At 72.2% G+C, this 19,999-nt stretch carries 21 protein-coding genes and 1 pseudogene; 6 read left to right on the forward strand and 16 right to left on the reverse strand.

Annotated elements, in window-relative coordinates:
- Positions 1-43: 43 nt before the first annotated feature.
- Positions 44-679: a uracil phosphoribosyltransferase gene (gene upp, locus B1H19_RS22340; RefSeq protein ID WP_083106578.1), complete on the forward strand. Its 636-nt coding sequence runs from the start codon at positions 44-46 to the stop codon at positions 677-679.
- Between the two features lie 69 nt (positions 680-748).
- Here the strand turns inward: upp and B1H19_RS22345 are convergent, their stop codons facing one another.
- From B1H19_RS22345 to B1H19_RS22375, 7 genes are all read right to left on the reverse strand, one after another.
- Positions 749-1,399, reverse strand: coding sequence for a LytR C-terminal domain-containing protein (locus B1H19_RS22345; RefSeq protein WP_083106579.1), 651 nt, complete (start codon positions 1,397-1,399; stop codon positions 749-751).
- Between the two features lie 121 nt (positions 1,400-1,520).
- Positions 1,521-1,853, reverse strand: a complete 333-nt coding sequence (locus tag B1H19_RS22350) for a type II toxin-antitoxin system VapB family antitoxin (RefSeq protein WP_083106580.1) — start codon at positions 1,851-1,853, stop codon at positions 1,521-1,523.
- A gap of 212 nt (positions 1,854-2,065) precedes the next feature.
- Positions 2,066-2,611: a hypothetical protein gene (locus B1H19_RS38780; RefSeq protein ID WP_083106581.1), complete on the reverse strand. Its 546-nt coding sequence runs from the start codon at positions 2,609-2,611 to the stop codon at positions 2,066-2,068.
- A complete protein-coding gene (locus B1H19_RS22360) occupies positions 2,608-3,258 on the reverse strand; it encodes an RNA polymerase sigma factor (RefSeq protein ID WP_083106582.1) in 651 nt (216 codons plus the stop codon). Before B1H19_RS22360 ends, B1H19_RS38780 begins: the two co-directional genes overlap by 4 nt.
- Before the next feature lie 8 nt (positions 3,259-3,266).
- A complete protein-coding gene (locus B1H19_RS38060) occupies positions 3,267-3,710 on the reverse strand; it encodes an LAETG motif-containing sortase-dependent surface protein (RefSeq protein WP_107426107.1) in 444 nt (147 codons plus the stop codon).
- 187 nt (positions 3,711-3,897) lie between these two features.
- The gene (locus B1H19_RS22370; RefSeq protein WP_083106584.1) at positions 3,898-4,134 is read right to left on the reverse strand and encodes a hypothetical protein; all 237 of its coding nucleotides are present in this window, start codon (positions 4,132-4,134) and stop codon (positions 3,898-3,900) included.
- Positions 4,135-4,470: an ArsR/SmtB family transcription factor gene (locus B1H19_RS22375; protein WP_083106585.1), complete on the reverse strand. Its 336-nt coding sequence runs from the start codon at positions 4,468-4,470 to the stop codon at positions 4,135-4,137.
- Between the two features lie 291 nt (positions 4,471-4,761).
- Here B1H19_RS22375 and B1H19_RS22380 point away from each other — a divergent pair, with 291 nt between their 5' ends.
- Positions 4,762-6,969 (forward strand): MMPL family transporter, encoded by a 2,208-nt coding sequence (locus tag B1H19_RS22380; RefSeq protein ID WP_083109799.1) that lies wholly within the window; start codon positions 4,762-4,764, stop codon positions 6,967-6,969.
- A gap of 144 nt (positions 6,970-7,113) precedes the next feature.
- Here B1H19_RS22380 and B1H19_RS22385 read toward each other — a convergent pair whose 3' ends face one another.
- From B1H19_RS22385 to B1H19_RS22395, 3 genes are all read right to left on the reverse strand, one after another.
- Entirely contained in the window at positions 7,114-8,172 is a 1,059-nt protein-coding gene (locus B1H19_RS22385; protein ID WP_083106586.1) for an NAD(P)-dependent alcohol dehydrogenase, read from the reverse strand.
- Between the two features lie 146 nt (positions 8,173-8,318).
- The gene (locus B1H19_RS22390; RefSeq protein WP_030068346.1) at positions 8,319-8,513 is read right to left on the reverse strand and encodes a ferredoxin; all 195 of its coding nucleotides are present in this window, start codon (positions 8,511-8,513) and stop codon (positions 8,319-8,321) included.
- Positions 8,514-8,599: 86 nt separating this feature from the next.
- The gene (locus tag B1H19_RS22395) at positions 8,600-9,853 is read right to left on the reverse strand and encodes a cytochrome P450 (protein ID WP_083109800.1); all 1,254 of its coding nucleotides are present in this window, start codon (positions 9,851-9,853) and stop codon (positions 8,600-8,602) included.
- Positions 9,854-10,097: 244 nt separating this feature from the next.
- Here B1H19_RS22395 and B1H19_RS22400 point away from each other — a divergent pair, with 244 nt between their 5' ends.
- Positions 10,098-10,694: a MarR family winged helix-turn-helix transcriptional regulator gene (locus B1H19_RS22400; RefSeq protein WP_237289464.1), complete on the forward strand. Its 597-nt coding sequence runs from the start codon at positions 10,098-10,100 to the stop codon at positions 10,692-10,694.
- 42 nt (positions 10,695-10,736) lie between these two features.
- Here B1H19_RS22400 and B1H19_RS22405 read toward each other — a convergent pair whose 3' ends face one another.
- From B1H19_RS22405 to B1H19_RS22415, 3 genes and pseudogenes are all read right to left on the reverse strand, one after another.
- Complete coding sequence (locus B1H19_RS22405) at positions 10,737-11,906, reverse strand: flotillin family protein (protein WP_083106587.1); 1,170 nt, start codon at positions 11,904-11,906, stop codon at positions 10,737-10,739.
- An 11-nt stretch (positions 11,907-11,917) separates the two neighbouring features.
- On the reverse strand, positions 11,918-12,169 hold the full coding sequence (locus B1H19_RS22410; RefSeq protein WP_083106588.1) for a hypothetical protein: 252 nt from the start codon (positions 12,167-12,169) through the stop codon (positions 11,918-11,920).
- Positions 12,170-12,426: 257 nt separating this feature from the next.
- Positions 12,427-12,807, reverse strand: a pseudogene (locus B1H19_RS22415) (nuclear transport factor 2 family protein); the annotation flags it as partial.
- A 237-nt stretch (positions 12,808-13,044) separates the two neighbouring features.
- On the opposite strand from B1H19_RS22415, the gene B1H19_RS22420 reads away from it, so the two are divergent.
- Positions 13,045-14,181 carry an RNA-guided endonuclease InsQ/TnpB family protein gene (locus B1H19_RS22420; protein ID WP_237289467.1) on the forward strand — a complete coding sequence of 379 codons (1,137 nt, stop codon included), beginning with the start codon at positions 13,045-13,047 and terminating at the stop codon, positions 14,179-14,181.
- A 566-nt stretch (positions 14,182-14,747) separates the two neighbouring features.
- On the opposite strand, the gene rocD is transcribed toward B1H19_RS22420, so the two are convergent.
- The 3 genes from rocD to B1H19_RS22435 form a co-directional block, all read right to left on the reverse strand.
- The gene (gene rocD / locus B1H19_RS22425) at positions 14,748-15,983 is read right to left on the reverse strand and encodes an ornithine--oxo-acid transaminase (RefSeq protein WP_083106589.1); all 1,236 of its coding nucleotides are present in this window, start codon (positions 15,981-15,983) and stop codon (positions 14,748-14,750) included.
- Entirely contained in the window at positions 15,983-16,837 is an 855-nt protein-coding gene (ddaH, locus tag B1H19_RS22430) for a dimethylargininase (protein ID WP_159028114.1), read from the reverse strand. The genes rocD and ddaH overlap by 1 nt, the downstream gene beginning before the upstream one ends.
- Before the next feature lie 136 nt (positions 16,838-16,973).
- Complete coding sequence (locus tag B1H19_RS22435) at positions 16,974-17,513, reverse strand: Lrp/AsnC family transcriptional regulator (protein WP_083106591.1); 540 nt, start codon at positions 17,511-17,513, stop codon at positions 16,974-16,976.
- A gap of 181 nt (positions 17,514-17,694) precedes the next feature.
- Here B1H19_RS22435 and B1H19_RS22440 point away from each other — a divergent pair, with 181 nt between their 5' ends.
- Together B1H19_RS22440 and B1H19_RS22445 are read left to right on the forward strand one after the other, a co-directional pair.
- Positions 17,695-18,492, forward strand: coding sequence for a GntR family transcriptional regulator (locus B1H19_RS22440; RefSeq protein WP_083106592.1), 798 nt, complete (start codon positions 17,695-17,697; stop codon positions 18,490-18,492).
- Between the two features lie 10 nt (positions 18,493-18,502).
- Positions 18,503-19,993: an MFS transporter gene (locus B1H19_RS22445; protein WP_083106593.1), complete on the forward strand. Its 1,491-nt coding sequence runs from the start codon at positions 18,503-18,505 to the stop codon at positions 19,991-19,993.
- Positions 19,994-19,999: the final 6 nt, after the last annotated feature.

Here is a 19,999-nt window from a genome sequence, read left to right on the forward strand (position 1 = left end):
CACGGTGGGCGTCGGCGGTCCGTTGCTCGGTTACTGTCGTTGCATGCGGATCCACGTCGTCGACCACCCGCTGGTGGCGCACAAACTCACCACACTGCGCGACAAGCGCACCGATTCCCCCACCTTCCGGCGGCTCGCCGACGAGCTGGTCACCCTGCTCGCCTACGAGGCCACCCGCGATGTGCGCACCGAGCAGGTCGACATCGAGACCCCGGTGACGGCGACCACCGGTGTCCGGCTCTCGCACCCGCGGCCCCTGGTGGTGCCGATTCTGCGGGCCGGTCTGGGCATGCTGGACGGCATGGTCCGGCTGCTGCCCACCGCCGAGGTCGGCTTCATGGGCATGGTCCGCAACGAGGAGACGTACGAGGCCCAGACGTACGCGACGCGGATGCCCGACGACCTCTCCGGGCGGCAGGTGTACGTCGTCGACCCGATGCTGGCCACCGGCGGCACCCTGGTCGCGGCGATCCGCGAGCTGATCAAGCGCGGGGCGGACGATGTCACCGCGATCTGTCTGCTGGCCGCGCCGGAGGGCGTGGCGGTCATGGAGAAGGAGCTGGCCGGTTCGCCCGTGACGGTGGTCACCGCGGCGGTCGACGAGCGGCTGAACGACGACCGCTACATCGTGCCGGGCCTGGGCGATGCGGGCGACCGGATGTACGGCACCGCCGGCTGACCTTTCCGGAGAACGACCCGGGCCCCTCACCGCGGAACGGTGAGGGGCCCGGCTGTATGCGGGGCGGTGTCAGCACCCGGTGCGGTGCGCCGGCGACGGCGCGGGATGCGCCAGCTGAGCCACGGCCTTCTCGGCGTCCTTCTGCTGCGTCAGGTCCTTGAAGCCGCTGCCGATGATCAGGTCGATATCGGCGCCCTTGCGGCCGTCGGTCTTCTGCTCGGCGCCCATGAGCTGGGTGCCGAGCAGCTTCAGCGGGCCCTGCGCGGCGGCCTTGGCGCCCAGCACTATCCCGGTGCCCTTGACCTTCTTGTCGTAGCCGTCCGGGGCGTTGCCCACCTTGCCGATCTTGAAGCCGCGTTTGGCGAGCTCGTCGGCGGTGTGCTTGGCCAGGCCGCTGCGCGGGGTGGCGTTGAGGACGTTGACGGTCAGCGCGCCCGGCTTCGGCAGCGGGGTGCGGGCGGTGGCCCGGGCACGGGTCCGCTCCGCCTGCCCGGGGGAGCATTTCTTCTTGCCCGGGGCGGCCTGGGCGGTCGCGGCCTCGCCCCCGAAGACGTCGATGAGCTGCAACGAGCCCCAGCCGACCAGACCGAGTGCGCAGGCCGTGGCCACAAGGGTGAGAACGATCCGGCGACGGTGTCGGGGACGGCGCATCCGCGGGTACCTGTCGCCCGTGATGCGGTACTTCTTACCGCCCATGCCCGGGGGCGTCAGCATGCTCATGCCCGCAGCGTAGTGCGGGTGACGGGCCGTGCCTACTAAATGATCAGCCTGTGGTGTGCGAGGCAACCCAAACGGGTCAATACCGGCCGGGTGGGCCTGACGCGGGGCGGATACGGCGTGGTCAGTCGAGGCCGGGGGCGGCGGCCGCCTCGGCGCTGCCGTCCAGTTCGAGCACCCGGGCGTGCAGCACCTGGCGCTGCTGGAGGGCGGCACGCACCGCGCGGTGCAGCCCGTCCTCCAGGTACAGGTCGCCCTCCCACTTCACGACGTGCGCGAAGAGGTCGCCGTAGAACGTGGAGTCCTCGGCGAGCAGCGTCTCCAGGTCGAGCTGCTGCTTGGTGGTCACCAACTGGTCGAGGCGTACCGGGCGCGGGGCGACGTCCGCCCACTGGCGGGTGCTCTCCCGGCCGTGGTCGGGGTACGGCCGCCCATTTCCGATGCGCTTGAAGATCACACGGAAAGCCTACCGGGCGAGCGGCACCGGGCGCAGCCATGCCACAGGAGCGTAAAGGCGATCAATCACCGCAAAACAGGAGTGATCATGAGGGACGGCCCTGCATCGGGCCGTTCTCCGGCCGGTCGGGAATTCACTCGTAGGGGGGAGTAGGGGTGGCGTTGTGCGGGCGGATGTTCGTGCGGTGGCTGCCGGTCGCGGGCGGAGGCGGGTCACGGCGCGGTGGGGGAGGGCGGTGCGGGGCGGTGGGTCTCGGTGGCGCCGGGCCCGGTCGGGGTCGGGGTCGGGCTGCGATGGGGGCCGGGGCGGGCGGAGGCGGTGGAGGCGGTCCCGGAGGGGGAAGCCGACGCGGATGCGGGCGGGGGCGGGGACGGGGTCGCGGACCGGGTCGCCGACGGGGGCGCGGACGGGGTCGCGGACCGGGTCGCCGACGGGGACGCGGACCGCGGGGTGGTCGGGGACGGGTGCGGGGACGGCGACGGGTTCACGGGGCGCGGCGGGGCCGCGGGGGCCGGGCGGACCGGCCGCTCCTCGGAGGTGTGGGACAGCAGGCCCAGCGCCAGGGCCGCGGCCGCGGCGGCCGCCGCCAGGGGGAGCCCGACGCGGCGCAGCCACCGGCCGCGGCCGTCGCGCGATCCGGGCACGGGCGGCTCGGCGGGCCGCAGATCCCGTAGGCCGACGCCGGCGGCGCGGGCCGCCAGTGCCCGCCGCAGCCGGTCCTCGACGGGACGTTCGGGCGCACTGCCGGGGCCGTTCATGACCGCGCCTCCAAGATCTTCTCCAGCGAGTCCAGGGCCCGGCTGGCGAGCGACTTCACCGCGCCGCGGCTGATGCCCAGCGTCTCGGCGATCTGAGCCTCCGTCAGGTCGCCCCAGTAGCGCAGGACGAGCACCTCGCGACGGCGCGGGGTCAGCCCGCCGAGCGCGGCCAGCACCTCGCGGTGCTCCTCGTCCAGCACGATGCGCTCCTCGGCGGACGGTTCGTCGGTCTCGTACGGGGGTGTGTAGCCGCGGGCGGTACGGCGGCGGCGCAGCACCGAGCGGGCGGCGTTGACGACGCAGGTGCGCAGATAGGCGAGGGCGTTGTCGACCTCGTCGAGGTGTGCGCCATGGCGTTTGCACAGGGCGGCGAAGGCGTCCTGGACCACGTCCTCGGCGGTGGCCCGGTCGTCGACGAGCAGGATGGCCAGCCGGACCATGGCCAGCCGGTGCGCGTGATAGAGCTCGCCGATCGTCGGGGGGCCGGGGGTCTCCTTGGCGTACGCGGCGGGGGCGGGCCCGGAGCGCGGGGCCGCGCGGCGGGCGGCCACCGGGCGGGCGGTGCGCAGCAGCCACCGCCACAGGGCGGGCCGCCGCCCCGGTACGGCGAACCGTACCGGGGCGGTGTGCGGGGCGGCGTACTCCATCGGCGGGGTCAGCCGCGCCGGCGGCGGGCCGCGTAGAGGGTGCCGCCGCCCGCGGCGAGCAGGGCCGCGGCGCCGCCGCCGACGGCGTAGGTGGTGGCGGGGGAGGCGCCGGTGCGCGCCAGTTGGCCGTGGAGGGGGGCCGGTGCCGCACCGGGCGTGGGGCCGCCGCCGGTCTCGGGGCTCCGGCTGGGCGCGGGGCGCGTGGGCGTGGCGGTCGGTTCGGGCGTTTGGCTCGGCCGCGGGGTGGACGGGCCGCTGGGCCGGGCGGTGGGTGAGGGGGAAGGGGCGGTGCTGTGGCTCGGGGTGGGCGAGGGGGAGGCGGGGGCCGTGGGGCGCGGCGCCGGGGAGTCGGCGTGCGCCGCCGCCGAGCACAGGGCAGTCAGCGCGAGGGCCGCCACCAGGGCGGCGGCGCCGGACGGTGCGTAACGGCGGGGGCTGCGAGGGGATGTCACGATCGCTCCAGGGACGTCGACGGGCGGCGCCCGAAGGCGCCCTCACCCCTGACGACGTCCGGCCCGGGCGCGGGTTGCCGACCGGTACGAAAAATCTCCTGCCGGACGAAGATCTCCCACCGGACGAACGTCTCCCGCCGGACGAAAATCCTCCGGGTGCCCCGGCCCGCCCGTCGCGGACCGGGGATCAGCCCACGCTCTGGAGCAGCTTCTCCACGGCCTTGACCCGGTCGGTCAGTTCCGTCAGCCGCTCGTTCATCGCCTGCTGCCCGGCGGCGACCTGCTCGGCGAGCTTGCGGTACTCCGCCAGCGCCGCGGCGTCCGCGCGATGCCGCTGGAGCTTGAAGTACGACACCACGATCGCCACCACCGAGGCGAAGGCGATCAGGATGATGGTGATCGGGATGATGGTGCTGCCGTTCATCTACGCGTCCCCCTGGGGTCGTTCGTCCGCCGTCGTCGCCCCGGTCGCGTCCTCCTTGAGGGCGGCCAGGACGGTGGTCACGTTCAGCTTCAGTTCGAACGGTGCCAGCTCGAAGTACTTCAGTGCTTTGCCGTCCTCGGACAGCTCCAGCCGGCCCACGACCAGACCGGCCTTCTCCAGCCGGTCCAGATGCATGTACAGCAGCGGCCGGGACATCCCGAGCCGGCGGGCCAGCTCGCTGACGTAGAGCCGTCCGTCGGCCAGTTCGCCGATCACCCGCAGCCGCTGCGCATGCCCCACGGCGGACAGCAGGGCCAGCAGCTCTTCGCTGTTCATGGCCCCCCTTCCTGCCGATTCTCGCTGTTCCGGGCGCCTGTCAGCGGAGGTTTTCGCATGTCGGGACGGACTGTCAAGCGAGGTTGCCGGGCACCTCTCGCTACGAGCTTACGGTTGACGGCTTGCCGCGACACCTGTAATTCTCCACTTACATGTAACTCCTGACTTACATGTGCACCGGTGGTCCATGGGTGGTTCATCGGTGCCGAGGGGGGCTGCGTACCAACGGGGGCGCGCCATGCCGGCGAAGGAGCTGGGCACGTGAGGGAGAAACGGTCGGTCACGGTGCGGATGGCGACGTGGAGCGCCCGGCGCCCGTGGCGCGGGGTGGCCGTATGGCTGGCGTTCGTGGTGCTGTCGCTGGCGGTGGGCACCGCGGTGGGCACCCACCAGGCCACCGCCGACGACTACCGCACCGGTGAGGCGGGCCGCGCCGAGAGGATGGCGGCCCAGGGGCATCTGGACCACGAACCGGTCGAGCAGGTGCTGATCTCGGCCCGCTCGGGCCCGCTCGACCGGGCCGCCGCCGATGCGGCCGTGCGTGACATCACCGTCCGGATGCGCGCCCTGCCGGAGGTCAAGCGGGTGGCGCCCGCGGTCCGTTCGGCCGACGGCGGCACCCTGCGCGTCGAGGTCACGATGAAGGGCACCGACGCGGAGGACAAGAAGTATGTCGCGCCGCTCGCCGCGCAGACCGCCGCGGCCCAGCGGGCCCATCCCGCGCTACGGGTGGAGGAGACCGGCAGCCCGTCCATCAGCGTCGGCGTGGACACCCAGCGCGACAACGACCTGGCGCTCTCCGAGGCGATCACCCTGCCGATCACGCTGCTCACGCTGCTGGCCGTCTTCGGATCGGCCGTGATGGTGGCCGTACCGCTGGTGCTCGCGCTGACCTCGATCGCCGCCGCCGTCGGGATGTCCATGATCGTCTCGCATCTGCTGCCGGACGCCGGCGTGGGCATGAACGTCATCATCCTGATGGGCATGGCCGTCGGCGTCGACTACACGCTCTTCTACCTCAAGCGCGAACGCGAGGAGCGGGCCCGCTCGGGCGGCCGGATCGGCCCCGAGGCGCTGGTGGAACTGGCCGCCGCCACCTCGGGCCGGGCGATCGTCGCCTCCGGCCTCGCCGTCGTCGTCTCCACGGCCACGCTCTATCTGGCCACCGACATCGTCTTCTCGTCCCTGGCCACCTGCACCATCATCGTCGTGCTGGCCGCCGTGCTCAGCTCGCTGACCGCGCTGCCCGCCCTGCTGGTCGTGATCGTTCGGCGCGCCGAACGCCGGGCCGCCCGCCGCGCCGAACGCCGGGCCGCCAAGGGCGCCACCCGCCGCGCGGCGAAGGACCACGCCGGGGCCGGTCGCGTCTGGACCGCGCTGCTGCGCCCCGCGAGCAGGCGTCCGGCGCTCACCCTGTGCGTATCGGTCCTGCTCATGCTGGGGCTGGCGGCGCCCGCCCTGGGCATGCAGCTGCGGGTCCTCAACAAGGACAGCATGTCCCGCGAGATCCCGGCCCTCCGGGCGTACGACCGGCTCACCACGGCCTTCCCCGAACTGCGCATCCAGCACCAGGTGGTCGTCCAGGCGCCGGTCGACCGGTCCGCTGAAGTCACCCGCGCGCTAAGGGAGTTGGAGCGGCGTACGGAACGGGACCCGCTCTTCGCCCACCGGATCCGGCCGGTCCTGCGGACCTCCGCCGACCACCGCATCCACACCCTGTACCTGGCGGTGCCCTACAAGCTCAGCTCGCCCGAGGCGCTCGCCTCGCTCGACCGGCTCCGCAAGGACTATCTCCCGCACACCGTCGGCACGGTGGCGGGCGCGCAGTTCGCCGTCACCGGGGACGTCCCGCACGACACCGACTATCTGGCCCACCAGGACGAGAAACTGCCCCTGGTCGTGGGCATGTTGCTGCTGCTGACCTTTGTGATGACCGCGCTGGTCTTCCGCTCCCTCGTCCTCGGGCTGATCGGCGTGGTGCTCAATCTGCTCTCGGCGGCCGCCGCGTTCGGCTTGGTCGTCGTCTTCTTCCAGCACGGCCTGGCCAGCACGCTCTTCGGCTTCGATCCGGCGGCGACCAACGCGATCGGCTCCCGGGTGCCGCTCTTCCTCTTCGTGATCCTCTTCGGACTGTCGATGGACTACCAGGTCTTCGTCGTCAGCCGGATCCGCGAGGCCGCGCTGGCGGGCGTACCGACCCGGCAGGCCGTACTCCAGGGCACGGTCACCTCCGCCAAGGTCGTGACCAGCGCGGCCGCGGTGATGGTGACGGTCTTCGCCACCTTCATGCTGCTCCACCTCGCCGAGATGAAGCAGATCGGCTTCAGCCTGGCGGTGGCCGTCCTCCTGGACGCGTTCGTCATCCGCGTCATGATCCTGCCGGCCGCGCTGACGCTGCTGGGCCGGGCGACGTGGTGGCCGTCGCGGGGGATGCGGCGGGCGCAGGAACGGGGCGCGGCGGCGGGCAACGTGCCGTTGCAGGCGGTCGGTTCTCCCTGAGGAGGGGGCGATCGTCTTCCGCAGGGCGCCCTCGCCGACCGGTCCCGTCGACCGGGCGGCGAGGGGCGCGGGGACGAACGTGGATCGGATCGACGTGGATCGGATCGACGTGGATCGGATCGACGTGGATCGGATCGGCTGGGATCAGATCGTCGAGGTGTCGATCACGAACCGGTAGCGGACGTCGCTCGCCAGCACCCGCTCGTACGCCTCGTTGATCTGCTCCGCGCCGATCACCTCGATCTCCGCGGCCAGGCCGTGCTCCCCGCAGAAGTCGAGCATCTCCTGCGTCTCCGCGATGCCGCCGATCATCGAGCCGGCGAACGACTTCCGCCCCGGGATCAGGGCGAACGGCGCGAGCGACAGCGGCCGTTCGGGCGCTCCCACCTGCACCAGGGTGCCGTCGGTGCGCAGCAGCCCCAGGTAGGCGTTGATGTCCAGATCCGCCGAGACGGTGTTGAGGATCAGGTCGAAGGAGCCGGCCAGCGCCTCGAAGGTGGCCGGGTCGGAGGTCGCGTAGTAGTGGTCGGCGCCCAGCCGCAGACCGTCGTCCTTCTTGCGCAGCGACTGGCTCAGGACCGTGACCTCCGCGCCCATCGCGTGCGCGATCTGCACGCCCATGTGGCCGAGACCGCCGAGGCCGACGACCGCGACCTTCTTGCCGGGGCCGGCCTTCCAGTGGGCGAGCGGGGAGTAGAGGGTGATCCCGGCGCACAGCAGCGGGGCGGCGGCGTCCAGCGGGAGGGCGTCCGGGATGCGCAGCGCGTAGTGCTCGTCGACGACCAGGTGGGTGGAGTAGCCGCCGTAGGTCGGCTGTCCGTCCCGGCCGGTGGCGTTGTACGTGCCGATGTTGCCGGACTCGCCGGTGCAGTACTGCTCCAGGCCGGCCCGGCAGTTGTCGCACTCCCGGCAGGAGTCGACGAAGCAGCCGACGCCGACCCGGTCGCCCACCTGGTAGCGGGTGACGGCGGAACCGGTCGCGGCGACCACACCGGCGATCTCATGGCCCGGGACGATGGGGAAGTTCCCGCCGTCGCCCCATTCGGCGCGCACGGTGTGGATGTCGGAGTGGCAGATGCCGGCGTACTTGATGTCGATGAGGATGTCGTGGGAACCCAGCTCACGGCGCGGAATGGTGGTCCGCTCCAGCGGAGCCTTCGGGGCGGGTGCGGCGTACGCGGCGACAGAGGTAGGGGTGGTCATACCGTCGACAATGCGTCGCCCCCTGGCCGGTAACCAGTGCCCCCTTGGACGTATGACCGCCGTGCCTGGGCCTGCCAGAACCACCCTGGACCTGCGCCGGGCCCGTCGTCGGTGCGGGGCCGGCACGTACGGCGGTCGGGGTGCGGTCAGTCGGTGACCGAGATCGCGGCGGCGGGACAGATGGCCGCGGCCTCGCGGACCGCGTCGTGCAGCGCGGCCGGCGGTTCGGCGTCGAGGACGACGACGATGCCGTCCTCGTCGCGCTGGTCGAACACGTCCGGCGCCGCCAGTACGCAGCTTCCGGCGCCGCAGCACTTCTCCTGGTCGGCGTGAATACGCATGGTCTGGCTCCAAGTGAGGGGTGAGGGATGTGGTGGTTGGTCCGACGACGGGGGCGACCCGCTGGACTGCCCGGCGACCGGGAGGGCTACCAGGCGACCGGCAGCGCGTGGACCCCGTAGATGCCCATGTCGTGGCGGAAGGGGATCTCCTCGAAGGGGACGGCGAGCCGGAGGCCCGGCAGGCGGCGCAGCAGGGTTTCGAGGGCGATCTGGAGTTCCACCCGGGCCAGCGGCTGGCCCAGGCACTGGTGGACGCCGAAGCCGAAGGCGATATGGCGGCGCGCGTCGCGGCCGACGTCGAGGGTGTCGCCCCCGGGGAAGACGGCCTCGTCGCGGTTGGCGGTGTTGAGCGCACAGAGCACGCCCTCGCCGGCGCGGATCGTCCGGCAGCCGAGCGTGACGTCCTCGACGGCGACCCGCGGGACGCCGTTGTGCACGATCGTCAGATAGCGCAGCAGCTCCTCCACCGCGCCCTTGATCAGCGACGGCTCCGAGCGCAGCCGGGCCAGCTGGCCGGGGTTGCGCAGCAGCGCGAGCGTGGACAGCGCCGTCATATTGGCGGTGGTCTCGTGCCCGGCGATGAGCAACAGGCGTCCCATGGAGGCGATTTCCTCCGAGTCCAGCTCGCCGCGTGCCACCAGCCGGCTGAAGATCCCGTCGTCCGGCCGCTCCCGCTTGGCCTCGGCCAGGTGCGTCATATAGGCGAGCAGCTCGTCCGACGCGGCGCGCGCCTCCTCGGCGCTCGACCGGAGGCTGAGCAGCACGGCGCTGCGCTGCTGGAAGAAGGTGTGGTCCTCGTAGGGGACGCCGAGCAGCAGACAGATCACCAGGGACGGCAGCGGCAGCGCGAACTCGGCGACGAGATCGGCCGCGTTCCTGCCGTCGGTCATCGCATCGAGCAGCTCGTCGGTCAGGCGCTGCACCTCGGGGCGCATCGCCTCCACCTTCTTGACCATGAACTCGGCGGTGAGCATCCGGCGCAGCCGGGCGTGCTCCGGGTCGTCCTGGCGGATGAAGGTGCGCGACGCCCGGGTGCCGGTGGCCAGTTCGCGGAGGCCGGCGGTCAGGAAGGGGAATCCGGGGCGGGCGGCATCGGCGCTGAAGCGCGGGTCGCCGAGGACCGTGCGGACGTCCTCGTGGCGGGTGACCAGCCAGCAGGACGAGCCGTCCCAGAGGGTGGCCCGGGTGACCGGCTCCTCGCGTCGGGCGCGTTCCACGGTGGGGGCGGGGTCGAAGGGGCAGCCGGTGGCCCGGGTGGCCGGGACGGTCAGGGCGTCCGCGGAAGCGGGGGTGTCCGGGTGTGCGTGGTGTGCTTCTTGGGGTCGTTGTGCGGTCGTCATGCGGCTGTCCTTCCACGATCGGGACGCGGCGCCGTTGCCGCGGGCGTGCATGTACCGACACTCGCTTTACCTAATTACCGAAGTTAAGTAACTAAGTGATTCCCACGGTAACCCGGGTCGAGGGGGCGGGGAAGGGGAGACCGGCGGGGCCGGGAGGTTGGCTCAAAGCGGCCGCTCTACGGGTACGGAACGCGATCGGCCGCTGCCGCTACGCGTTCGTCGGGGAGGCGGCTACAGTCGCTCCATGCCGGACCCCGCAAGAGACCAGGCCAACGGCCGGGCCCGTGACGCAGCCCCCGGCCGGGAGCACGAGTCGGCCCGTGACGCTGTCCGTGACGCGGCCCGTGACACGTCCCGTGACCAGGACCCCACCGCCGCGCTGCAGAGAGTGCTGGCCACGCTGTCCTATCTGCTCACCCGCTCGCGGGCGCATGAGCGCCAGGCGATGCAGGCGGGCGTCACGGCGGCCCGTTCCGATCTGTGGCTGCTGATGGCACTGGAGGACAGCGGAGGCGTCAGCAGGGTCGGGGACCTGGCAGCGCTGCTGATGGTCGAGCCGCCCCATGTCACCCGGCAGATCGGCCAGTTGGAAACCCAGGACCTGGTCGAGCGCACCCCGGACTCGCTCGACCGCCGCGCCCGCAAAGTGGCGATCACGCCGCACGGCCGGGCCGTCCTCCAGCGCCTCCAGCAGACCAGCCAGGCCGGACTGCACGAGGCCCTCGCCGATTTCGACGACGCCGATATCGCCACCACCGTCGCCGTACTGAACCACCTGGTCGCCTACGCCCGGCACAAGCACGACCGGGAGGAACGGCAGCGGGGGCGGGGGCCGTCGTAGCCGCCCCCGCCCCCGCCCCCGCCCCCGCTCACCCGCTCTCGGCTACTCGATCTCGATCCGGCCGCTGTGGCCCTGGCCGTTGTCGGCGGGGCCGGCCTTGTCCGTCTTGCCGGCGGCGTTGTTCGGGGCGCCGGTGCCGCCCAGGTTCTGGCGGACCGAGTCCAGGATCGTCAGGCCCTGGCCGACCAGCCCGGCCGCGATCTCACCGAGGCCGTCGGCGCCGTTGAGGACGTTGACATTGGCGCCCTGGAGACCGGCCGAGGCCTCCTTGACGATCTGCGGCAGCTGGTCGATGACCATCCGGTCCAGCGCCACCCGGTCGTACGAGGCGGCCGCCTCGGCCTGGATCTTCATCCGCTCGGCCTCGGCCAGGGCGAGCAGCCGGATCCGCTCGGCCTCCGCCTCGGCGGGCTTGACCACCTCGGCGACCAGCTGCTGCTGGCGGAGCTGGGCCGCCCGCTCGGCCAGCTCGGTCTGCGCGGCCAGCACCTCCTGCTGCGCATGCGCCTGCGCCAGTGGACCGGCCTGCGCGGCCTTGGCCTGCGCGCGCTCGACCTCGGCGTTGTACTCGGCCTGCACGATGGCCGTCCGCCGCTGGTACTCGGCCTGGTTGCGCGCGGCCTCCTGCTGGGCCTCGACCGACGCCTGGGTGGCCTGGGCCTGGGAGATCTGCGCCTTCTGCTGGATGGCGGCCTTGTGCGGGGCCGACATCGCCGCGATATAGCCGGTGTCACCGTCGTCGATCGACTGGATCTGCAACGAGTCGACGATCAGGCCGATTTTGGCCATCTCCGTCTTGGACGTCTCCAGCACCTCGGTGGCCAGCTTCTGCCGCTCCGTGACGATCTCCTCGACCGTCATCGAACCGATGATGGAACGCAGATGACCGGCGAAGATCCGGCCGGTCAGCACCGCCATCTGGTCCTGGTCGGACAGGAAGCGCTGGCCGGCGTTGACCACGCTCTCGGTGTCATTGCCGACCTTGAACGCGATCACGGCACGCACCGTCAGCGCGATGCCCTGCCGGGTGACGCACTTCTCGGCGACCTCCGCCTCGCACATCGCCAGCGTCAGGAAACGGACCTTGCGGAACACCGGCAGCACGAACTTGCCGTGTCCGGTCACCACCCGGAACGGCGCGCCCCCCTGTCCACGCTTGCCTCCCGAGATCAGCATGGCTTGATCGGGGGCCGGAACGCGGTAACCGAACATCCTTCGTCTCCTCAACCGGCGTCGCCGGCATCGCCGGTCAACGCCTCCAACGGATCAGCCCACTCAATGACGTCGACCTGGCGCGCGCCACGGGACTCGACCACGAGCACCGTCGCGCCCACCGGAAGGGGCTCGGCCGACCAGGCGACAAACGCCTCGGAGCCTCCCCTGACCGACACCAGAACCTCACCGGGGCCGGCGGTCCCACGAGTACCGAGCAACAGCACCCCCGTGCAGCCGATCACGGCATCGTCCTGCGCCATCGCCGGCTGCCTTCCCCGTTACGTTCCTGGAAAACCGACCTTAGCGCTCCACCGGTCGGCGGCCTATCCTCGGGGCGCGCCGAGCCGTAGAAGCCCTCCTCCAGCCGGGACGGCGCCGCCGACCGGCGGATTTCGGCCGGCGCGGAGGACCGCGGGGCGGCGGTGCGGAACGGGAACGGCAGCAGCGCCGAAACCGCCGCGGAACGGGAACGGCAGCAATGCCGAAACCGCCGCGCCCGGCGCCCGATTGGGCACCGTCAGCTGTCTCCACCCTGCCGCGGCCCGAAGATCTGCCGCTCCGACTCGGCTATCGGCACGTCGTTGATACTCGCCTCCCGCCGCCGCATCAGTCCGTCCTCCGTGAACTCCCACAACTCGTTCCCATAGCTGCGCCACCACTGCCCGGCCGCATCCCGGCACTCGTAGCGGAACCGCACCGCGATCCGGTCCCCGCTCCAGCTCCACAGCTCCTTGCGCAGCGCGTAGTCGCGCTCCCGCGCCCACTTCCGCCGCAGGAAGGCCACGATCTCGTCCCGGCCGGTCAGAAAGGTGTCCCGATTCCGCCACACCGAGTCCTCGGTATAGGCGAGGGCGACCCGCTCCGGATCCCGGGTGTTCCACGCATCCTCGGCGGCCTCACGTCAGGTGGGGGGTACCTCCCGCTTGCGGGGGAGAACCGCCTTCCGCAGTCGAGATGCGGAGTGCCGCCGCCTCTGCTCCTTGCCAGGGGTGAAGCGCCCTCATGACTGTCCGGCGGAGGCGGGAGATGCGAACGTGTGTACTGCGAGTCACCGGTGGTGATGATCGCGAGGCAAAAGGCGGTTGTGTGTGCGGTGGTCGTACTACGGTCCGGGGCTGTGAAGTTGGTGGTGCATGTGAAGCTGCTGCCGACGCCCGTGCAGGCGTCGGCCCTTGAAGCAACCCTGCATGTCTGCAACCGGGCCGCCAACCACGCGTCTGGTGTCGCCTTCGCCAAGGAGCTGAAGGACCGGAACGGTCTGCAGAAGGCGGTGTACGCGGATCTGAAGGCGACCTTCGGGTTGTCCGCGCAGCCGGTGGTGCGGGCGGTGAAGAAGGTTGTCGACGCCTACGCGACCTTGAATGCCAACCTGCGGGCCGGGAACCTGGGCCCGCCCACCACCAAGCGGCACCGCAAGGCGGTCAGCACGCCGATTCTCTTCCGGCCGCAGGCGGCCCAGCCGTTCGATGACCGCTGTCTGTCCTGGCAGTACGACGCGCGCACCGTCTCGATCTGGACCGTGGACGGGCGGATGAAAGGGGTCCGGTTCGCCTGCTCACCCGACCAGTTCAAGAGGCTGGTCGCCTACCGCAAGGGCGAGAGCGATCTCGTCCAGCGCGGTGGAAAGTGGTTCCTGATCGCCACCTGCGACCTGCCCGATCCCGAGCCGTATGAGCCGGTCGGCTTCATCGGCGTGGACCGCGGGATCGTGAACCTGGCCACCACCAGCGACGGTACCAACCATCAGGGCCGCCGCCTGTCCCGCTACCGGTGCTGGCAGGCCCGCAAACGCCCCGAACTCCAGGCCAGGCGCACCCGCTCGGCCACCCGTCGCCTCGCCCGTCGCGCACGCAAGGAGCGTCGCCATGCCGCGGATGTGAACCACCGGATCAGCAAGGAGATCGTGTCCGTCGCCCAACGCACCGGTCGCGGGATCGCCGTCGAGAAACTCGATGGCATCCGCGAGCGGGTACGGCTACGTGGCGACCAGCGGGTCATACTCTCCTCCTGGCCCTTCCGCCAGCTCGGACAGCATCTCGCCTACAAGACGCGCAAGGCAGGGGTGCCGTTCCTTGAAGTGGATGCGGCCTATACCTCGCAGCGCTGTCCGCGTTGTGGATATACCGAGCGGGCCAACCGGCCCAACAGGGACCGCTTTTGCTGTCGTCGGTGCGGGCTCGCTGGCCCCGCAGACGTCGTCGCCGGGGTCAACGTGCGCGACCGCGCACGCGCGGCGTGGGTGTTCGTCACCGCACCCGCACCCTCCCCCTGAACCAAGAGGCTGGGTGGATGCGACCCGTGACCGTCCTGTCGTAGGGGGCAGTCGGGAGCGCGACGAGGCATGAACGACCGAGTGCACAAGCTCGGCCGTCCACGGCCGAGAAGGTGACTAGTCTAGAGAACGTACGTTCTAAGGAAAGTGAAATAAGCGGCCCTGTAGGCGGAAGCCGGAGAAGTGGACGCGGCTCCACGCCTGGTTCGCCACCCCCGATGCGGCCCATCAGGCCCGCATGGCGGCGGGGGTGTTGGTGGGGGTGGCCCGGGGGGGCCTGAGGACGCCGGCCATCCCGTGGACTTCCCACCCGGACCGAACCCCCGGGCACCGATCATGCGCTTCTACCTGCCGTTCGCCGCCGCCCCCGCCCCGAGACCGCACGCGAACAGGCGGAACTCGCCCGCAGTCAGCTCTTCGTGGCCATGACGCGGGCCCGTGATGTGCTGTGGCTGGGGAGCGTGCGGCCGGGCGGGTGAGCGTTGTGGGAAGCCGGAGGAAGGGGTGTGCGGGGAGCCGACCTGTCGGTGGCCCCCGCACATGTCCCCCCGCACACGTCCGCCCGGTTACGTCAGCGTCCGCGCCAGAGCCTCCAGCGCGCCCTCCAGTTCCTCGCGGGTGATCGTCAGGGGCGGGGCCAGGCGGATGGTCGAGCCGTGGGTGTCCTTGACGAGGATGCCGTGGTGGAGGAGGCGTTCGCACAGGTCGCGGCCGGTGCCGAGGGCCGGGTCGATGTCGATGCCGGCCCACAGGCCGCGGGTGCGGAAGCCGGTGACGCCCTTGCCGGTGAGGGCGGCCAGGCCGTCGTGCAGGACGGTGCCCAGTTCGGCGGCGTGGGACTGGAACTCGCCGGTTTCCAGGAGGTCGACGACGGCGGAGCCGACGGCGGCGGCCAGCGGGTTGCCGCCGAAGGTGGAGCCGTGCTGTCCGGGGCCGAGGACGCTCATGACCTCGCGGCGGGCCACGACCGCGGAGACCGGGACGATGCCGCCGCCGAGGGCCTTGCCGAGCAACAGGACGTCGGGGACGACGGATTCGTGGTCGACGGCGAGGGTGTGGCCGGTGCGGCCCAGGCCGGACTGGATCTCGTCGGCGATCAGCAGGCAGTTGGTGCGCCGGGTCAGTTCGCGGACGCCGGTGAGATAGCCGTCGTCGGGGATGAGGACGCCCGCCTCGCCCTGGATGGGCTCGATCAGGACGGCGGCCGTGGTCTCGTCGACGGCCGCTTCGAGAGCGGCGAGGTCGTTGTAGGGGACGGTACGGAAGCCGGGGGTGAAGGGGCCGAAGCCGCCGCGGGCGGTCTCGTCGTCGGAGAAGCTGACGATGGTGGTCGTCCGGCCGTGGAAATTTCCGGCGGCCACGACGACCGTGGCCCGGCCGTCCGGGACGCCCTTGACGTCGTAGGCCCATTTGCGGGCCACCTTGATGCCGCTCTCCACGGCCTCGGCGCCGGTGTTCATCGGCAGCACCATGTCCAGGCCGGTCAGCGCGGCCAGGCGGGCGGCGAACTCGCCGAGGCGGTCGTGGTGGAAGGCGCGGGAGGTGAGGGTGAGCCGGTCGAGCTGGCGGTGGGCGGCCTCGATCAGCGCCGGGTGGCGGTGGCCGAAGTTGAGGGCCGAGTAACCGGCCAGCATGTCGAGGTAGCGCCGGCCCTCGACGTCCTCGACCCAGACGCCCTCGGCGCGGGCGATCACCACGGGCAGCGGGTGGTAGTTGTGGGCGAGGACGGGCGCCTCGGCGTCGATGAGGGCGGAGGCGGAACGCGGGGTCCGCGGGGGCGCGATACGGGCGGGAGCGGTCATCAGCGGATCTCCTGGGTGCAGCACTTGATGCCGCCGCCGGCCTTGTGGAACTCGGAGAGGTCGACGGGGACGGGGAGGTAGCCGCGGGCCGTCAGCTGGGCGATGAGGCCGGTCGCGGTGGGGGAGATGAAGACATGGCGGCCGTCGGAGACGGAGTTGAGGCCGAAGGCCAGGGCGTCGTCACGGGTGGCGAGCAGGGCGTCGGGGAACAGCCGGCGCAGCACCTCGCGGCTGCCGGAGGAGAACGCCTCGGGGTAGTAGGCGATCGTGGCCTCCCCGGTGCCGTTCCCCGTGTCGTCCCCGGGTGCGTCGTCGACGACGAAGAGGGCCGTGTCCAGGTGGTAGAAGTACGGGTCCACCAGCCGCAGGCCGATGGTCGGGACGCCGAAGAACTCCTGGACCTCGGCGTGGGCCTCGCGGGTGGTGCGAAAGCCCGTACCGGCCAGGAGGTAGCGGCCGGCCGGGACGAGATCGCCCTCGCCCTCGCACACCGCTTCCGGTTGGTAGACGTCGTAGCCGGCCGCCTTGAACCAGGTCGCGTACTCGCCCGCCTCCGGGCGCCGCTGGGGTGCGTGGAAGAGGGCGCCGAAGGCCTTGCGGGGCCGGTCGGCCAGGGTGAGGGCGGAGTTGGCGGCGAAGACCATGTCGGGCAGGCCCGCGACCGGGGGGACGGAGTCCACCTGGTGGCCGTGGTCGAGGTAGGTGCGGATCAGGGCCTGCCACTGGCGGGCGGCGCGGGCGGTGTCGACCGGCGCGTCCTTGTCCATCCACGGGTTGATGGCGTAGTGCACGGCGAAATGCCTGGGTTCGCACACCAGGTAGCGCCGGGGGCGCGCCACACGAGACGTCAGCACACAAGCATCCCTTCGCTTCTGCGGGACGGGGTGACCGGGGGTGACTGATCGTCACCCGATGCGCTTCCACGGTACGGAGCGTCCGATTCCGGCCACAAGAAACGAAAGCTGCTCAATGGCGCAGGAATGCTGCGTATCAGGGCCGGTTATGGCCGGTTCGCTGCGTCGGCAGGGACTCGCCCCGGGGCTCATGGGCCGGGGACGGCTGCCGGGCGCCCGCCTCGGGGCTGTCGGGCAGGAGGTGTGACAGGACCATGAAGCTGATCGTCTTGCGGATGAACGGTTCGGTCCGGATCCGTTCCAGGACCTCCTCGAAGTGCTCGACGTCGGTGGCCCGTACGTGCAGCAGCGCATCGGCGCCGCCGGTCACGGTCATCGCGGCGGTGATCTCCGGATGGTTGCGGACGACCTCCGCCAGCCGCCGGGGCGGCGCGGCGCTGTCGCAGTACACCTCGACATACGCCTCGGTGAGCCAGCCGAGCGCGGCCGGGCGCACGGTGGCGGTGAAACCGGTGATCACGTCGTCGGCACGCAGCCGGTCGACGCGGCGTTTGACCGCGGTGGACGACAGCCCGACGGCCGTGCCGATCTCGGCGAAGCTGGCCCGTCCGTTCTCCATCAGCGCGGCGACGATCTTGCGGTCCAGGGCGTCGAACGGGGCGGCCTTGTGGGGCATGGCGGGCGACCCTTCAAGAAGGCGGTACGAGGGTGGGCCCACCGTATAGGTGGCGTTGGCCAAGAGTCCGTCATCAAATCTCCAGGTCAGCCATCGATGCAGGTCAGATGGGGTGGCGTAACTCCGCCGTAATGCGGGGCGCCTAGCGTCGGGGCCCGGCCGGGGGCAACGAGGAGGCGTCATGCACGATCCGATACCGGGGCACGGGGCGGCATGGGGGGAGGGGCTGACGCGGGCCGACCGGGCGCGGCGGGTGGCGCAGGTGTTGCGGGGGCAGGTGCTGCACGGGGCGTTTCCCGGTGGGGTGCTGCCGGACGAGCGGGCGCTGATCGCGGAGTTCGGGGCGACGCGGAACACCGTGCGCGAGGCGCTGGGGCTGCTGCGCGACGAGGGGCTGGTGGAGCGGCGGCGCGGGGTGGGGACGGTGGTGGTCGGGCGGACGTACCGGCATCCGCTGGGGGAACTGTCCGGGCTGGCCGAGGTGCTCCAGCGGCACGGCACGGTGGTCAACGAGGTGCGGGAGGCCGGGACGGTGCGGCCTCCGGGCGCGGTGGCGCGGCGGCTGGGGCTGGCGGAGGGGGAGCCGGCCGTCTATCTGGAGCGGCTGCGCCGGGTCGACGGGACGCCGCTGTCGCTGGACTGCACCTATCTGATCCCGGAGGTGGGGGAGCCGCTGCTGGCGCGCGGGCGGGGCGCGCTGGAGGGGCAGGACGTCTTCGATCTGATCGAGCGCGGGGTGGGGCTGCCGCTGGGCCGGGCCGAGGTGGCGGTGCAGGCGGTGGTCGCCGATCCGGCGACCTGCGCGGTGCTGGCGATGCCCGAGGGCGGCGCGGTGCTGGCCGTCGAACGGCTCACCCGGCTCGCCGACGGCCGCCCCGCCGACCTGGAGTTCATCCACCTGCGCGGGGACCGGCTGACGCTGCACGCCACCCTCGACCGGGCGCGGGGTACGGGCACCGCCCCGTCCGGCCCGGCGTAGGGCCGGTCCGATGGGCCGTTCGGTGCGTCGGCCGCGCGCCGCGCTGACCGCCGCCCTGTGCCTGTGCGTGACCCTGGTCGTCGGCATGGTCTCCGCCGTGAACCTGGCCGTTCCCCGCCTGGCCGCCGGGTCCCTGCACCCCTCCGCGGAGGCGGTGGTCTGGGTCGTCGACGGCTATGTCGTCGTGTTCGCCTGTCTGCTGGTGCCGGCCGGGGCGCTGGCCGACCGGCGGGGGCGCAAGGGCACGCTGCTGTGCGGGATGGCGGTGTTCACGGCCGGGGCGGCGGTGTGCGCGGCGGCGCCGCACATCGGTGTGCTGATCGCGGGGCGGATGCTCAGCGGGGCGGGCGCGGCCGCCGTCCTGCCCACCACGCTCGCGCTCCTGGTGGACGGGCTGGCGGACGGGCCGCGGCGCCGGGCGATCGCCGTCTGGGCGTCGATGACCGGGCTCGCCGCCGTCCTGGGCAACGTCGGCGGGGGTGCGGCCCTGCACTTCGGCACCTGGCGCACCCTGTTCGTCTGCCTGGTGCCGCTCGCGCTGGCCGCGCTGCTGCTGGCCGCCGCGGTCACCCCGGTCACCGCCCGCCATCCGCGTCCGCTCGCCCCGCTGGGCAGTGCGCTGCTGACCGCGGGGTTCCTCGCCCTGCTGTACGGGATGGTGTCGGGGCCGCAGGCGGGGTGGGGCAGCCCGGTGGTGCTGGGGGCGCTGGTCGTGGCGGGGGTGCTGCTGGCCGGCTGGGCGCGCCGTGAACTGCGGGTCGCCGAGCCGCTGCTGGACCCGCGGCTGTTCGCCCGCCCCGGTGTCCGCGCGGGGGCGGTCGGCATGGCGGCGCTGTTCACCGGCATGTTCGGGCTCTTCTATCTCAACGGTCAGTATCTGCAATACGCCAAGGGATACGGGCCGTTGGGGGCGGGGGTGCGGCTGCTGCCGATGGCGGCGGCGCTGCTGGCCGGGCCGCGCTGCGGGCTGTGGCTGGAGCGGGGGTGCGGGCGGCGCGGCACGGTGGTGGTGGGCATGGTGGTGCTGGCGGGCGGGCTGGCGACGGTGTCCGCCGCGGATGCCGCTACCCCGTACGTGCTCTATGCCCTGGGCGCCGGGCTCACCGCGCTCGGCTGCGGCATCGCCACCCCGCTCCTGTCGCACGTCATGATGGCCGCGCTGCCCGTCGCGCGGGCCGGTACCGGCTCCGGACTCCAGAGCCTGGCACGGGAGTTGGGCAGCGCCCTGGGGATCGCGGTGACGGGGACGATCACCACGGCGGTGTTCACGGCCCGGCTGCCCGCGGCGCTGGCGGGGCCCGGCCGGCCGACGACGGTGGCCGCGGCCGAGGCCCGTACGACGGACGGGCGGGTGCGGGAGGCGGTGGTGGCGGCGTTCACCGGCGGGCTGCACACGGCGACGCTGGTGCTGGCGGCGGGAGTGGTGGGGGCGGCGCTGGTCGTGGCCCGGTGGATGCCGGGGGAGGAGAGGGAGTCAAGAGGAGACGCGAAGGGGCGGTGACCGGCC

Source organism: Streptomyces gilvosporeus (assembly GCF_002082195.1).
Lineage (GTDB): Bacteria > Actinomycetota > Actinomycetes > Streptomycetales > Streptomycetaceae > Streptomyces > Streptomyces gilvosporeus.